Annotated in this window: 12 protein-coding genes; 10 read left to right on the top strand and 2 right to left on the bottom strand. The window is 45.2% G+C overall.

All coding sequences use genetic code 11. The features are described from left to right. Window positions 1-65: 65 nt before the first annotated feature. On the top strand, window positions 66-686 hold the full coding sequence (locus IFU39_RS09860) for a TraX family protein (protein ID WP_244660935.1): 621 nt from the start codon (window positions 66-68) through the stop codon (window positions 684-686). A gap of 115 nt (window positions 687-801) precedes the next feature. On the opposite strand, the gene IFU39_RS09855 is transcribed toward IFU39_RS09860, so the two are convergent. Both IFU39_RS09855 and IFU39_RS09850 read right to left on the bottom strand, forming a co-directional pair. Next, window positions 802-4,476, bottom strand: a complete 3,675-nt coding sequence (locus IFU39_RS09855) for a non-ribosomal peptide synthetase family protein (protein WP_197997759.1) — start codon at window positions 4,474-4,476, stop codon at window positions 802-804. Window positions 4,477-4,555: 79 nt separating this feature from the next. After that, the gene (locus tag IFU39_RS09850; protein WP_091017767.1) at window positions 4,556-6,298 is read right to left on the bottom strand and encodes a methyl-accepting chemotaxis protein; all 1,743 of its coding nucleotides are present in this window, start codon (window positions 6,296-6,298) and stop codon (window positions 4,556-4,558) included. Between the two features lie 509 nt (window positions 6,299-6,807). On the opposite strand from IFU39_RS09850, the gene rpiA reads away from it, so the two are divergent. From rpiA to IFU39_RS09805, 9 genes are all read left to right on the top strand, one after another. Beyond that, on the top strand, window positions 6,808-7,479 hold the full coding sequence (rpiA, locus tag IFU39_RS09845) for a ribose-5-phosphate isomerase RpiA (RefSeq protein WP_091017399.1): 672 nt from the start codon (window positions 6,808-6,810) through the stop codon (window positions 7,477-7,479). 25 nt (window positions 7,480-7,504) lie between these two features. Beyond that, window positions 7,505-8,104, top strand: coding sequence for a GNAT family N-acetyltransferase (locus tag IFU39_RS09840; RefSeq protein WP_244660934.1), 600 nt, complete (start codon window positions 7,505-7,507; stop codon window positions 8,102-8,104). A 15-nt stretch (window positions 8,105-8,119) separates the two neighbouring features. Then, window positions 8,120-8,581: a MarR family winged helix-turn-helix transcriptional regulator gene (locus IFU39_RS09835; RefSeq protein ID WP_091017397.1), complete on the top strand. Its 462-nt coding sequence runs from the start codon at window positions 8,120-8,122 to the stop codon at window positions 8,579-8,581. 281 nt (window positions 8,582-8,862) lie between these two features. Continuing rightward, window positions 8,863-9,957, top strand: coding sequence for a cobalamin B12-binding domain-containing protein (locus tag IFU39_RS09830; RefSeq protein ID WP_105598167.1), 1,095 nt, complete (start codon window positions 8,863-8,865; stop codon window positions 9,955-9,957). 15 nt (window positions 9,958-9,972) lie between these two features. Continuing rightward, the gene (locus IFU39_RS09825) at window positions 9,973-11,682 is read left to right on the top strand and encodes an ATP-binding protein (protein ID WP_244660953.1); all 1,710 of its coding nucleotides are present in this window, start codon (window positions 9,973-9,975) and stop codon (window positions 11,680-11,682) included. Window positions 11,683-11,718: 36 nt separating this feature from the next. After that, window positions 11,719-12,696 (top strand): alpha/beta hydrolase, encoded by a 978-nt coding sequence (locus IFU39_RS09820; protein WP_192132393.1) that lies wholly within the window; start codon window positions 11,719-11,721, stop codon window positions 12,694-12,696. 127 nt (window positions 12,697-12,823) lie between these two features. Beyond that, a complete protein-coding gene (locus IFU39_RS09815) occupies window positions 12,824-13,537 on the top strand; it encodes a class I SAM-dependent methyltransferase (RefSeq protein ID WP_105598170.1) in 714 nt (237 codons plus the stop codon). Between the two features lie 68 nt (window positions 13,538-13,605). Next, window positions 13,606-14,592, top strand: a complete 987-nt coding sequence (locus tag IFU39_RS09810) for a BadF/BadG/BcrA/BcrD ATPase family protein (protein ID WP_192132391.1) — start codon at window positions 13,606-13,608, stop codon at window positions 14,590-14,592. Between the two features lie 63 nt (window positions 14,593-14,655). Next, the gene (locus tag IFU39_RS09805; RefSeq protein WP_091017388.1) at window positions 14,656-15,093 is read left to right on the top strand and encodes a GNAT family N-acetyltransferase; all 438 of its coding nucleotides are present in this window, start codon (window positions 14,656-14,658) and stop codon (window positions 15,091-15,093) included. Window positions 15,094-15,232 lie beyond the last annotated feature (139 nt).

Raw genomic sequence — 15,232 nt, 5'->3', positions numbered from 1 at the left:
AAAGACGCACTATATGAATGAATGGCACACTCGTGTCGTCGGCAACAAGGGAGGGGAGTCACAACATGATGCAGTGGATTGCCATGATCACAATGTTAATTGATCATATAGGGGCTGTCTTTTTTCCACATATTATAGAGTTGAGGATCATAGGTCGTATCGCTTTTCCAATTTATGCTTTTGCAGTGTATATCGGTTATAAACATACACGAGACGTACAAAAATACATATGGCGGCTGTTCTGGATTGCAATCATATCACAGGTGCCGTTCATGGCGGCGTTTAATCATTATTCTCTGAACGTGGTATGGACATTGTGGTCAGCCCTGTTGGTATTATTCGTTATCGATAAAATGCCATCCAAACTACTGCGGATTCCGATTGTCATTGGAGCAGGATTGTTTATGGAAATTAGCCAGATGGATTACGGGATGTACGGGTTGTTATTGGTTCTGTTATTCCGTTATTTCCAGGGTCCTGTACTTGTCGTGGCACATGTCTTGTTAAATGCACTATATCTTCTGCTGCATAACAGCTCTGTGCAAATGTATAGTGTGCTCGCAACCGCCGGCATTGCTATTGCTCAGTATTACCAGGCGGGTTTCCGTATGAAGGGGCCGCGTTGGGTCTGGCGTTATTTCTATCCAGCTCATCTTGCCATCATTGCAATTATCCGATGGGTCTAAAAGAATGACTCGAAAATGCGAAGAAAAGAAGCCATCTTATCGTCAGTGAATGATGATAGATGGCTTCTCTTTATGTGACCTTATTTATTAATTAAATGCTAGTGATAAAGTGAACTTACTCCATTGCTGTAGAAGTGCCGTTATGGCGCCGGATTGCAGACGGGAAATATCCAATCTGAACGGCATAGTCTAACATGGCGGAGATGAAGTGATCATCTGTTTTTGCACATGAGATGCCAGCAGGTTCCACATAAGCTGTTGTGACAGGGCAAGCATAGACATATGCTGAGTCCTTCGCGCCGTCGCCTTCAAGCTGTGCAATAGCCAACTGAAGAGCTTCCGGCTCTTTGCTGATGCTGGCATCGAACAACCAACGTGTGTAATCCGCGAATGGTAGCGTTTCAACTTCGTAACCAGCCCGATTCACAGAAAGGATCAGCTCATCATAGCGGATGGGCTCCGGATTACAGATGTGGAATACACGACCGGCGGTATCCTGACGTAAGGCCAAATGAACGATAGCTTCACTTGCATAGTTGATCGGTGTAAAATCAACCATCCAGTCAGCCGCAGGAGCCTTGCCGAGCAATAACATCGCTTTGATCATACGATAAAAGGCGTTGCTATCAATATTGGACTGGAAGCGTCCAGTTTCGGAGTGGCAAGTGAGATTACCTGCACGATAGATGCTGACAGGTACACCTTGCTCGGCGGCAATCATGAGCACTTTCTCGGCTTCAAGCTTACTGTCCGAATACAGGTTGTCCACATGCAAATCAGCCGGGAACCGATCATATTGCAGGGAAGATTCCCATTGTCCGCTGAGTGCCAGATCTTCCGGAATACCCATCGTGGATACATGGTGGAAGGAAGCACCAGGTTTGCTGCGAATCAGATCCAGTAAAGCCACCGTTCCTTCCACGTTTGTTTTGGCGAACTGATCGGCATCGCCAAAATGACGTACGTCTGCAGCGCAGTGGATGACACGGTCAATTCGATCCTGAACATAAGCCGTTTGTTCAGCGGACAGACCGAGATTAGGTTGTTCGAGATCCCCTTCAATAATCTCCACACGAGTGGAGAGCTGGTCAGTCAGTTGTTTGCCGAAATAACCTTCCAGCACGTTAGTCAAACGTTCCATTGCAGTTATTCCATTGGATGGTCGACGAACGAGGGTGTAGATTCGTGTACTGGAATTCAGAATTAACTGTTGCAGCACATGAGAGCCCAGATAACCAGTCGCTCCGGTCAGTAACACATGCTCAGGTTCACGAATGAGTGGATACCCTAACTGGGTTGTTAACTCCACAGGGTGTTCGGATAATTGTGTAATCATACCATCGGTCACCACTGAATCCGTAACTTCTGCAGCACTGAGAGACAATACTTCCACACGACGAGCGAGAGCGCGGACTGTTTTCTCGGCAAAGAAGTCGGCAATTTTCAGCTGTGGATAATGTGGCTTCAGAATGACCAGTACATGAATGACCCGGAGTGAATCACCACCAATATTGAAGAAACTGTCTTCGACACCGAAGTCATCGTGCTGAAGGATTTCTTTCCATGCGTCCAGGATAATGGATTCCGTCTCCGTCTCAGGCATGACCCGGTCAGGGCGATCTTCATATCGTTCCACATGAGGCAGGGATACCATCGCTTTGCGATTGATTTTTCCAGTTGGGGCAATCGGCATTTCATCCAGCTGACAGATCCACTTTGGTACAAAATAAGAAGGTAGTTTCTCCGTCAGTTCTGCTTTGATGTCCGAAACAGAGAGGGTACTGCCATCTTTCGATGTAAAGTAACCAACCAGCATATTTTGTCCATCGGATTCTTTCTTCGGAATGACGGCAACGTTCTGGATCTGATCAAGCCGTGCAAAGTGATCTTCAATCTCCCCGATCTCAATCCGGTGACCACGAATTTTTAGCTGTGAGTCACTACGACCGACATATTCCAGTAACCCGGTATCCAGCAATTTGGCAATATCGCCAGATTTGTAGATTTTCTCACCTATCGCAAACGGGTTCTCAATGAATGCTTGCTCTGTACGTTCTGGCTGATTCAGATAACCTTTGGCCAATGCAGGGGTAGCAATATATACCTCACCAGGTACACCTGCCGGACAGAGCTGTTGTTCTTCATTCACAATGTATACTTTGTAGTTATGAATCGGTTTACCGATAGGGATGTTCACCACATGTTCGGGAACCTGCTCACTGATGCGGTGAGTAGTTGTGGCTACTGTACATTCGGTAGGTCCGTACACATTGACAATATCAATCTGGTTTCCGAATTTGCGCTGGAAGGCACGAACTTGTTCACCATAGAGCGCTTCTCCGGCTACAGTAATGATTCTGACTTTGGCCAGCTTGTGGAAACCTTCATCGGATAAGTAGGAAGCAAGCTGATTGAAGAAAATCGTAGGCAGTATCGTAATGATGTTTGTTCCTGTCCGTTCAATTGCACTTGCGAATTCTTCTACGGATACCCGTTCTTCCGCAGACAACAGATATAATTCTGCTCCATAGAACAAGGCGCCAATGGTATCCCACACGGAAGCATCAAAGCTGTATGTAGCAAACTGAGTTAATACATCACCTGGTTGAATGTCACAATCACGCTGAACCACACTGCCAAGATTGGTTACACCCCGGTGGGCAATCAGTGCACCTTTGGGTTTACCGGTCGACCCTGACGTGTAGATAATATACGCAAGATCATCTGGCTGAATATCCAGATTGGGATTACTTGCTGCAAATCCGGCTAAACGACCATCCACAGCGAGAATCTGACGGACCGTAGCTATACTGGAGAATAAGCTGGAAGCTTGGGCATAAGAAGCCTCTGTTGTCAGCACGAATGAGGACGCCGTATCTTCCACGATATAACTGTTACGTTCTTGTGGATGCTCAGGATCGATCGGAACATATGCACCACCTGCCTTCAGAATACCAAGAAGGGAGATGATGGTCTCCAGACTTCGATCCATAAAGATACTCACGAATTCACCTTTCTGCAATCCATTGGATAACAGAACACGTGCAACCTGATTAGCTCGTTCATTCAATTCCCTGTACGTATAACTTTTGGATGGCGATGTTATCGCCGGTGAATCCGGATATGCCGCGGCCGTTGCTTCGAACCAGCCATGAACCGTCTGATTCTCTGGTTCGAGAACGGAAGTATCATTCATTTCACGGTAAAGCAATCGATCTGAGGCGGAAAGAATATCTACAGTACCGATTGCTTTCTCACCGTCACGCACAAGGGCGAGTAGAAGAGTCTGATAATATTCTGCATATCTCAGCACGGTAGACTCTTTTAACAGTGAACTATCATAGAACAGATCGAGGATGAGCATGTTTTGATCACCTCGAACGTTCCAATTTAATATTTGAGGAGCTTGAGGCAACTGAACACTATTCAGCATAAAAAACGATTCAGGGTATCCACCGTTTTGCAACGTGTATTCAATCTTGAGCTGCTCTGAAACCTGATGACATAGTTGGCTGAAGGTCAATTTCCCCTGAATCTGTAATGAAAGATAGGATGCTGCCTGATCGGGAGAAAGTATACCTATGGCAAGTTCCTGTTCAGCTGACAATCGGAATAACAAGGCTGCATAAGCTGAGAGGAGTACCGGGTACACCATCTGTTCTCCATACTTCTGTTTAAGTTCACGGCTCAGAGAAGCATGTAATGTGATTTGAGCAGACTGATAAGAGAATGATTGTTGACGTCGCCCAAAATCCAGTGGAATCTGCAGAACGGGCAAGCTAGATTCCATGGAATGGGAAGAAGATGGTTGGTTTTCAATCACTTCAGTTATTCCTCCTTGGTTCAAACCGAATGTTTGTGGATTTGAATTATTGTTTGCTTACATTGAAATGAGAGATCAATTCTTGGAGTTCCTCAGACATGGTATTAAGACGTGTGGAGGAGTCTACCAGTGTAATCAAAGATGCTTTTTGCTCATCAACAGATGAGGAAATTTGTTCACTGCTGTTTGCTGTCTTACTTACGCTTGAAGACAAGTCGTCCGCTGTAGCGGTCATTTCCTCCGTACCCGCAGAGATTTCTTCCGTCGCGCTTGATACTTCCTGAATCTGATTAGATACTTTTTTCGCTGCTTCTAAAATATCTTCGAAAAGTTGTCCTGTTTGATCGGCTACGCTGAGTCCTGTATCTACTTCTGACGTACCTTGTTCCATTGCACGTACAGCTTGTTTAATTCCAGCTTGAATCTCTTGGATCAATACGCCAACCTGGCTGGTCGCTTGTTCAGACTGCTCGGCAAGTTTACGTACTTCACCTGCAACAACTGCAAATCCTCTTCCTTCTTCACCAACACGAGCTGCTTCAATGGAAGCATTAAGAGCAAGCAAGTTAGTCTGGCTGGAGATACCCGAGATGATATTGAGAATATCACCGATTTCCTGTGAACGACTCTCCAGAACCTCAATGGCAGAAGCGGTATTCTTAACTGATTCCGTAATCAGATTCATCTGTTCAGATACCTGACGGACAACGCTGTTACCTTGTTGTGAACGACGTTCCATCTCATAGGCTTCATCCGCTACACTTGCCGAGCTGCTGGCAATCGTCTGGATTACGGTAGCCATCTCGGACATGGCCCGTGCACTATCCCGGGTTGCCTGTTCCTGTGAACGAATGTTGGAAGTGATTTGAGTCACATTATTATTGATAGAATCTGCATTCTCACTGTTGCGCTCGGAAACTTCATATAGCTCTTTGGCAGACTGATTTACTTCTTGTGATGTGATTTGCACTTTAACGATAGTATCGTTGATTTTGCGAACCATGGTGTTGAACTTCTCATTAACGAGTCCCAGATCGTCTTTTCCTGTCGGAATGTTGACATTCAAATTACCCCGACTCACGTCATCAATTCCTTTGATCAAGTGACGGATAGGGGAGAGTGTGTTTTTAACGACAAGGTATTGGATAATCAGGAATAACAGCAAGAAGGCCACAAGGATGATAATTCCGTTTTTGAGCAAGGAGTTTAGTCCCGCGGGTACGGCTGATGCATCTGCATCAATGGCAAAATATGAGAAAATCTTACCGTTGCTGTCTTTGATTGGATATGCAATGGTTGTCCAAGTTCCGAAATCATCGGAATAAAATGTTGTGAATGTTGGGCGATCCGTATTAAGCATTTCTTTCAGTGCATTGGCTACAACGACCGGCTGCTCATACATGTCACCAATATTTACGTTCTCACTTTGAAAAGCCTCTCTTAGGTTGGTCGGCATCGCTACAAGGGAAGTTAATCTCTTGTTATCGCCACCGAGCTCAACACCGAAGATGTAGGCTTGTGCAATGTTAGGATAATATTCTTGCATCTCATCGAAATACGCTCGTAATTTCGTTTGTGTTGCTCCATCATAGCTACCTTCCGCAATAGCAGCTTGTACCTCGGTAGGATTGATATCTTCAGCCCACTTTTTGGTAATCTGTTCCACCTGTCCATGCAGTTGATCAACAAGAACTGTTTTTTGAAAATAGTAACTGCTTGCGATAAGTGCTACCCCGATGATAACGATATTCGTAAATGAGAGTAACAAATTTTTGGAGAAAAACGACATGCTTTTCCAACTTAATGATTTCACTAAATTCCACTCCTGATCTTCTTTAAATTAAGAAACTTTAGGGTTGCATTGGTACAGTGAACTAGATCATTCCGTGATCCCCTCCAAAGGAAATTTATGCGACCATGGTCTTGGTTTATCAGTCGCTTTCGTAGAGACTTATGTACCGTATGAACCATAGGTGTCTAATTATTAAAACACATCTATAATTAATATGTCGTATAAAATGTCGTTAAATTGAATAGTATCGTTAAATTTTTTTTAATATTTTACGTATTTATGGACATATCAGATGGTTTATAGGTATTTAGAACTGTTTATTTTAAAATTTCCCATTTTTTAGCTTCATTCTGTATTCTATAACATGGTGGGTAAAAATACATCCTTCAACAAAACAAAAATATGATGCAAAGATGCAACATAAGGCACGGATATACATCGGAAGCGGTTTTATCTATAATAACTACATATGCATTTCTCAAATTATGAGCAGCGGGGGTTTATAGATGAATCTTAAACAGATAGCAGCAGAGCGTGCGGCAGAATATGTTGAAGATGGAATGAAGGTTGGATTGGGTACAGGTTCAACAGCTTATTATGCCATCTGCCGGATCGGTGAGCGGGTACGTGATGGATTAAACATTCAAGCGGTTGCCACTTCAGAGGCTTCGGACAAGCTTGCTCGTGAATGGGGGATTCCCATTGTCCCATTTGACCAGATTGGACGTCTGGATCTGACCATTGATGGCGCTGATGAAGTGGATCCCGAATTTAACCTGATTAAAGGGGGCGGCGGGGCTCTTTTGCGTGAGAAAATCGTGGCGGCCAATAGTGACAAATTGATTATTGTAGCGGATGGCAGCAAAGCCGTGCAAAAGTTGGGGAAATTCCCGCTTCCAGTTGAGGTGGTTCCATTTGCTTCGGAGTGGACCTTCCAGGCGCTCGAAAAATTGGGGTGTCAACCACAGTGGCGGATGGATGGACAGCAACGTTATCTGACAGACAACGGAAACCTGATAGCGGATTGTCATATGGAAGCGATTGATCACGCTGCGAACCTTAATGTTCAATTGAACATGTTACCAGGTGTTGTGGATAACGGACTATTTGTGGATATGGCTAGCACAGTCATTCTTGCCAACGCGGACGGCAGTATCGAAGAGCTTCATCGTTCTTAATATGGAAGAGGGTGCGTTGCATTTCATGAAAGAACTACCAATCGTGGATGGTGAACTTGTACTCAGGTGTGTGGAGAAACAGGATCTGAAAGAACTCTATGAATTGATCTATAGTGATGATGTACCTGAATGGAAGCAATGGGATGCACCCTATTACCCACTTAAACACGAAAGTTATGAAAGTTTTGAACAAGGTATGCTCAAACGTATGGATGTAGATGCAGGCGATTCCAAACCCGTTTCAATCCGTATTATTGAATCCGACAGACAAATTGTGGGTACAATCAGCTATTACATAGAAGATGAGTTATCCATGTGGCTGGAAATGGGGATTGTAATATACAGATCTGTCCAGTGGGGACGCGGGGTTGGCACACGCTCACTTGTCATGTGGTCAAGTCATTTGTTCGAACAGATGCCTTTGGTTCGGGTTGGATTGACTACTTGGTCTGGTAATGAACGTATGATGCGTGCGGCTGCAAAAGCCGGATTACAAGTAGAGGGGCGAATGCGGAAGTGTCGTATCGTTCGCGGGCAGTACTATGATTCAATTCGTATGGGGATGCTCCGTGAGGAGTGGGAGCAGAGGCTGGCCCCTCATACGAGCCTAAATGTAAACAACTGATGGAGGATTATTGAAATGCCGAACACGGAGGACAACCGGGAACTGTCTTTACAATTATTTGTGGTTCTTGCTCGTGCCTACAATTCTGTGACCTCACGTTCCAATCGGGACATCCAGAGTCATGGTCTGAATACGACAGAATTTGGCGTGCTTGACTTGTTATATCATAAGGGACCACAGGCATTGCAAAAGATTGGTGAGAAGGTGTTAATGTCCAGTGGTAATATTACCTATGTTGTAGATAAGTTACAAAATAAAAATCTGCTGTTTCGTCGGCCATCCAAGGAAGATCGGCGTGTCATTTACGCTGAATTAACCGAGGAAGGAAGACAGTTGTTCACACAGATATTTCCTCAACATCACCAGGTTATCATTGATGCTTTGGAGGGACTTGACCCTTCCGAGAAAGTGGATGCGATTAAGATGTTGAAGAAGCTGGGACTGGCGGCAGAAGGGAAAACTGACTTGCGTTCATAACGCAGGTCAGTTTTTTTGTGGAACCTTAAAGTACAGTATACTGGCTGACTTACTTGCAAGGCCCTCCATAATATAGGAAGATTATTCTATACATGCATGGCGTTAAACACATGATCATCAGGAATTCATGTATAATGGAACAGAACTTTTAAGAGCGGAATGGATGGATTGGAACAAGTAGAAGAACCTATCCCGATTGCAAGTGAGCTAACATCGATCTCATTCTGGATTAGTCACGAATGATGATGGAGATGTGATGCGGGTAGAGGAGGGGTGCATCTATGAGTCATCAAGAAGCAGGTGAACGTTTACTCCAGGAATCGGGGAACTTAGCTGACAAAATAACGGAGAAACAGTATCTCAGACAGCCCGATTTACTTGAGCGATTTGGTGAGAACGGAAAAATGCGAACCAAACAGGATTCTCAGTATAGCTTGAACTATTTGGCAGAAAGTGCACTCGTACAGAGTCCAGGCCTGTTTACTCATTATATTGCCTGGCTGAAAGTTCTACTTGAAGGTTATAAGGTATCACAAGAAGACCTGGCGATTAATCTCAATCTGATTAGAGAGACATTGGAAGAAGAATTTGACCATCCGTCAAAGGCGCTTCTGCTCGATTATCTGGATATGGGAATATATAGAACAACACAATTGGAGTCACAGGCGGGTTACATCAACGAATCCATGCCATATGGAGATGCTGCGCAATCGTACTTGCAGTGTTTGCTTGAGAATAAACGGAAAGAAGCATTCGAAATCATTGAAGCTCAGTTAGAAGCTGGGGTGACGATTCGTGATATTTATCGATATATTTTTCAGCCTACCCAATATGAAGTTGGGCGATTGTGGCAATGCCATCGAATCAGTGTGGGGCAAGAACACTTTTGTACGGCAGCGACTCAGTCATTCATATCACGTCTCTATTCTCGCTGGTTGATTCATACAGGTCAGGGTAAAAGGTTGGTTGCCACCTGTGTAGGCAGTGAACAACATGAGATCGGACTGCGTATGCTCACAGATGTGTTCGAGATGGAAGGCTGGGATACGCACTATCTGGGAGCCAATGTTCCTAATGGAAGTGTAGTCGAGGCTATAGAGCGCTATCAGGGGGATGTTGTTGCGATTTCAGTTACGATGACGTATCACCTTCATCTGGCCAAAGAATTGATTCAACTTATTCGTCATCATCCGGCAACGGCACATGTGAAGATTATGGTCGGGGGATATCCTTTTAATATTGATCAGGATTTGTGGAAAACGATAGGAGCCGACGGTTATGCTCCGGGAGCCGATGAGGCAGTTGCGGTTGCAGAACAATTATTGGCTCAGCCAGCTACATGCAATCATCTGGATCTGGATATGGTTAGGGATTAGGAGAGGGATGATGTGATGTCTAATGAGAGCGGAGAGATACAGAGGCTACGCAGAACGATTGAGCAGTTATCGGATCAGATGATCCGAAGCAAAGAGCAAGAGGAACGGACACTTGCGGAATTCTCGGAGATGAATAATGAACTGGTGACACTCCATCGTCTGCTTGCAAAGAACAATAACAGTCTTGAAGCTGCACGTCAGCAAGCAGTAGATGCAGGTGATTCAAAAATCGCATTTATTGCAGGCATCAGTCATGATTTTCGTACGCCATTAAATGGCATATTGGGGATGGCTGAGATGCTGAAGTTGTCTCCATTGTCTGAAGAACAGGAAAATTCCGTTTCCGTTATACAGGATGCTGCCAAACTGCTGCTTAAGCTGATTCAGGATCTTCTGGATCTGTCCAAACTTGAGGCGGGGCAGATGCGACTTGAACTGGGAGAAGTGGACCTTCAAGAGACGATAAACTATATTGTTCGTTTGCTCGAACCCCAAGTCAGAAAGAACGGAAATCAGTTATCGATAGACTGTGACCCCAGAATCTCTACTCTTCTTGAAGGGGATTCAACGAGGATTACACAGATACTGATCAATCTGATTCAGAATGCGAACAAATTCACATCAAAAGGAACGGTGCGGATACGAGTCACCCTTATGAAAGATGATGAGATTACACAAATGATCCGACTTGAAGTCGAAGACACGGGGATTGGTATCTCGGAAGAAGATCAGAATCAGTTATTTCAACCCTACGTGCAGACTGAACGAGGTCGCTCAAGTGAGTATGGAGGAACGGGCCTTGGATTATCGATCTGCAGGTCGCTCGTTACACTGATGGAAGGTCAGATTGGAGTAGACAGTCAGGAGGGTGAAGGATCAACATTCTGGTTCGAACTTACACTTGGTAAGAAAGACGGTAACCAGTCCGCTAACCAGTTTGTTGCTTCCGCTCAAGAGCATCAGGGGCGTGATATGGATGATGAAGCTCCTTCTATATCTGTATTGCTAGCCGATGATAATGTTATCAACCGGCAGCTTGTTATGTTGCAACTCAAAAAACTGGGAATAACCCAAGTGGACGCTGTAGTGAATGGGGAAGAGGCAATAGCTGCTTTTCTCAGCAAAAAATACAGTTTGATTCTCATGGATTATATGATGCCATTGATGGACGGTTTACAGGCAACACGCAAAATCCGCTCGATAGAAATGGATGAAATGCGTCATACCACACCAATCATTGCAATGACAGGTAATGTCATGCAGGGAGAGAAAGACAAGTGTATGGAAGCCGGGATGAATGACTTTATTGGCAAACCCTTCACGCTGGAAATTCTGAGTAAGATGATCGAGAAGTGGCAGCAATCTTCCGAACCGACCGAGGTACTAAATATGAGCATCGTACATGAGATTGCGGAATTAAACACCGATGGTGATCGTACACTCCTTGGTATGTTGTTGGACATGTATCGTACCGATACACCTGGTAAAATTGAGGTGCTGCGCAGACATATTGTGTCCGGTGACCATGTTGCTGCAACCGAGGTAGCCCATGATCTGAAATCAGGGAGCTTGAGCCTAGGGATTCGTTATTTATCAACTTTGTTTGCCCGGATAGAGCAGTTCGCGAAGGAAGGTCAATCACGGAAGGCAGAACCATTGCTGGATGCTTTGTTACCCGCCTATCAAGCAGCATGTGAGTCACTTCAACGAGTAAGTAAAGATTGAACATATCTTAATAAGGAAAGAGGGTAGAACTCGTTCATGTTATTCTACGTACTTGCAGCACTAGTACTGATCATTCTTGCTCTTTTATCGGCTGGTGGGCTTTATTTTTTCAAAACGGCCATTCGCCGTACCCCAAAAACGTTTTTGGTGGATAATCCAAATCTGATGCCTGAACCGGACAATGAAATCATCAGTAGTGCTTCTGATCTGAAGTGGCTGGATGCTCAGCCTACAGAAGAGATATCTCTTCAATCACATGATGGATTAAAACTGTATGGTACATGGGTCGGTTCCAATAAAGGGTCGGATCAGACGGTTATTCTGGCACATGGTTATTCGGGGAAAGGTAGAGAAATGGCTGGTTTTGCCCGATTTTATGCTGAAAAACATGGGTATAACGTGTTAATGCCGGATGATCGGGGTCACGGCCGCAGCGAAGGTGACATCATCGGTTTTGGCTGGTTAGATCGGAAGGATTATGTCCAGTGGAGCAACTGGGTGCTTGAAAAAGTGGGTACAAAAGGGGAAATCTTATTGCACGGCATATCCATGGGAGGAGCAACCGTACTGATGACAGGTGGTGAAGCCCTGCCGACTCAGGTTAAAGCGATTGTGTCTGATTGTGCATATACATCCGTGGAAGAAGAACTGACGTTCCAGTTAAAGCAATTATACAAGCTTCCTGCATTTCCGTTTATACCTGTCACAAGTCTGATCTCCCGGTGGAAAGCAGGGTATTCCTTCAGAGAGGCTTCGGCACTCAAGCAACTTGCCAAAGTTAACGTTCCCGTGTTATTCATCCACGGTGAGGCTGATACGTTTGTACCGACCGAAATGGTATACAGGTTGTATGAAGCTTGCCCAACCAAAAAGGAATTGCTGACCGTCCCCCGTGCGGGTCATGGCACAGCGTTTCAAGTTGATCGCACTGGATATGAGGCGGCACTGGAATCCTTTATGAAGAAAAATCTGTTGCCTTCGTGCTTCGTACCTGAAAGTTCAGAGGCCAAGTAATGCGATGACCTTGTGTTTATAGGTATGCCCATGATCAAGGGGGCGCGGCGTTTAATTGATTTTTTTGTGACAATCTGGGTATTAAGTAGAAGATGCAAATCATTTACTAAACGATGGGGGTATCTTGATGGGAAACGAACAATTTGAGGCTGCACGAAAAGCAGAGGCAGGTTATCATTCCAACTTCTATCAGAATAATGAATTATTCGCCTCCGGTACCTGGATGTCGAGGCCCATGCCTATGGTGATGGATATGCTGGAACGTTTACTTACTCACAAGGAGGAATTGCGTGTCCTCGATCTGGGATGCGGAGTTGGGAGACATACGATACCGATTGCACAGCGCCTTGCAAAAACGAACAGTGAAGTCATCGGTGTGGATTTACTGGATGAGGCCGTAGATGGACTTCGCAAGTATGCGAAAGAATATCAGGTTGATCATATCGTGCAGGCAGTGAAAGCAGATGTTGAACATTATGCTATGGAGCCAAACTATTTTGATTATATCGCTGCTTGTTCTTGTCTGGAACATGTTTCCAATAAGCAAGCCTTTATGGAAGCGATAGACCGGTTACAGGCCGGAACTCGTACAGGGGGCATTCATTGTATTACCATGAGTACCAATGTGGAGGAAAAAGAAATCAATACAGGCAAGGAGATTAAACCATTAATTGAGCTGAACCTGCCCACAGCCGAGGCGATTGCTATACTGGAGGATGCCTACAAAGGCTGGAATATTCTGCTTCAGGAACACGTTACACAGACGATTGAAGAGGAAAAGTATGATGAACCGACACAATTTCGTTGTGAACTGCTTCGTTTCGCTGTGCAAAAGCAATAAATTCTCTGCCGGGACCTGACAATGGACCCGGCAGTCTTAATGTGTGGTCTGAAGGGAGATCGTTAAGGATGAATACATATGTAATAGGGATGGATGGAGGAGGGAGTCACACGCGTGTGGCTGTCGCAGATCAGAACGGGAAGATTTTATCCTATGTACAAAAGAATGGTTGCAACCGCTATCACGATACCAATGCTGAGCAAAATGTGCTGGAGGGTATCGCTGAAGCGATAACTGAAGCCGGGCTCAAGTCGAGTCAGATCGCCTCCATTCAGGCAGGGATGGCAGGCTTGAATGAGCCTGAAGATACAGTTTGGGCGGAGGCATTACTCGCTCGTACGGGGATTACAGGCAGGATCAGTGCGGTAAACGATACACACATCGCACATACAGCGGCCTTCGACGGTGAGCCAGGCATTGTCGCTATTGGAGGAACAGGATCTCTGATCCTTGGCAGAACCGAACAGGGAGCTTGGCTCCGCAACGATCAGTTCGGTCATTATGCGCCGACAGCAGCACGTTTTTTAGCTTATGACACAGTGCATTCCATCCTCGCGGGGCGTTATGGGCCGCAGGACCAAGCTTGGATTGAGCAGGTGTTGAAATATTGGAATGTTGCCTCAATTCTAGAGCTCGCTGCGCTGGGGATAGCCGGTTTTGCCGAAAATAAACAGGCGACCAACCGGAAATTTGGTCAGATGGCGTCTATGGTGACGGAAGCTGCTGCCCGGAATATTCCCCTCGCAGTTAGGGTGTGCGACTCGGCTGCCGATACGGCCGTTGTGGGGATCCTCATGCTGGCGTACTGTTTCGACCAGCCCACAGTGTCCATGACGCTTACCGGAAGCTGTCTGAGTTCACCATATATGGTGAAGGCTGTTCAGAAAGGACTGGATGTTGCTTACAGGCCCGATGGGAAAAGAATTCAGTACATAACCAGTGACTTGTTGGCAGTTGGGGGCGCACTGCTGGATGCTTATCATTTGGCGCAGATCAACGTATCGGATAACATCTCAACTGTGCTTCAATCGGAGCTGAATCGGCACACGACTTGAACTTTTAGAGGCTAACGACTACAATACGATAACGGAAACAAGCAAGGTATAGGAGGAATCAAGGTGTTAATTAATCTGAAATCACGCATACGGGAGCCGGAAGTACAGGAATTGCTGTCCTATTCGGTCTTTCCTGATCCGGATCACTTGAACCGTGCGTTGCAACAATATGTAGAGAAAGACGAACTGCAGATGGCCGGTTACGAAGATGAGGGACAATTGATCGGTCTCATTGGATATGAGAAGACAGGAACCAGTGAGGTTACCATTCATCATATCTCGGTTTTGCCTGAAAACCGCTTTAAAAATTATGGACGTGGTATGATCTCACAACTGTTGGCAACATACAATCCCGATAGACTGATCGCTGAGACGGAGCTGGAAGCCGTCGAGTTTTATCGGAATACGGGGTTCGTGGTATATAGTCTGGGTGAATTATACCCAGGTGTGGAGCGATTCCGTTGTGTGCTTGAAAAAGAGGAAGATACAGACGAAGAGTAGCACAGAGGCATTTTATTACTTTAAGAAATATATGGATTATAATCATTACAGGATGTTGGATTTGGCAATAAGCTGAGTCGGACGTCCTGTTTTTTTGTCGTTTTCATCTAAAAAGCAGGAAAAAAGTATTGCTTTGTGA

The sequence above is a fragment of the Paenibacillus sp. CFBP 13594 genome (assembly GCF_014842675.1).
GTDB classification, from domain to species: domain Bacteria; phylum Bacillota; class Bacilli; order Paenibacillales; family Paenibacillaceae; genus Paenibacillus; species Paenibacillus amylolyticus_B.
The sequence above is the reverse complement of the archived record's forward strand: the minus strand, read 5'-3'. Positions and strand labels throughout refer to the sequence as shown.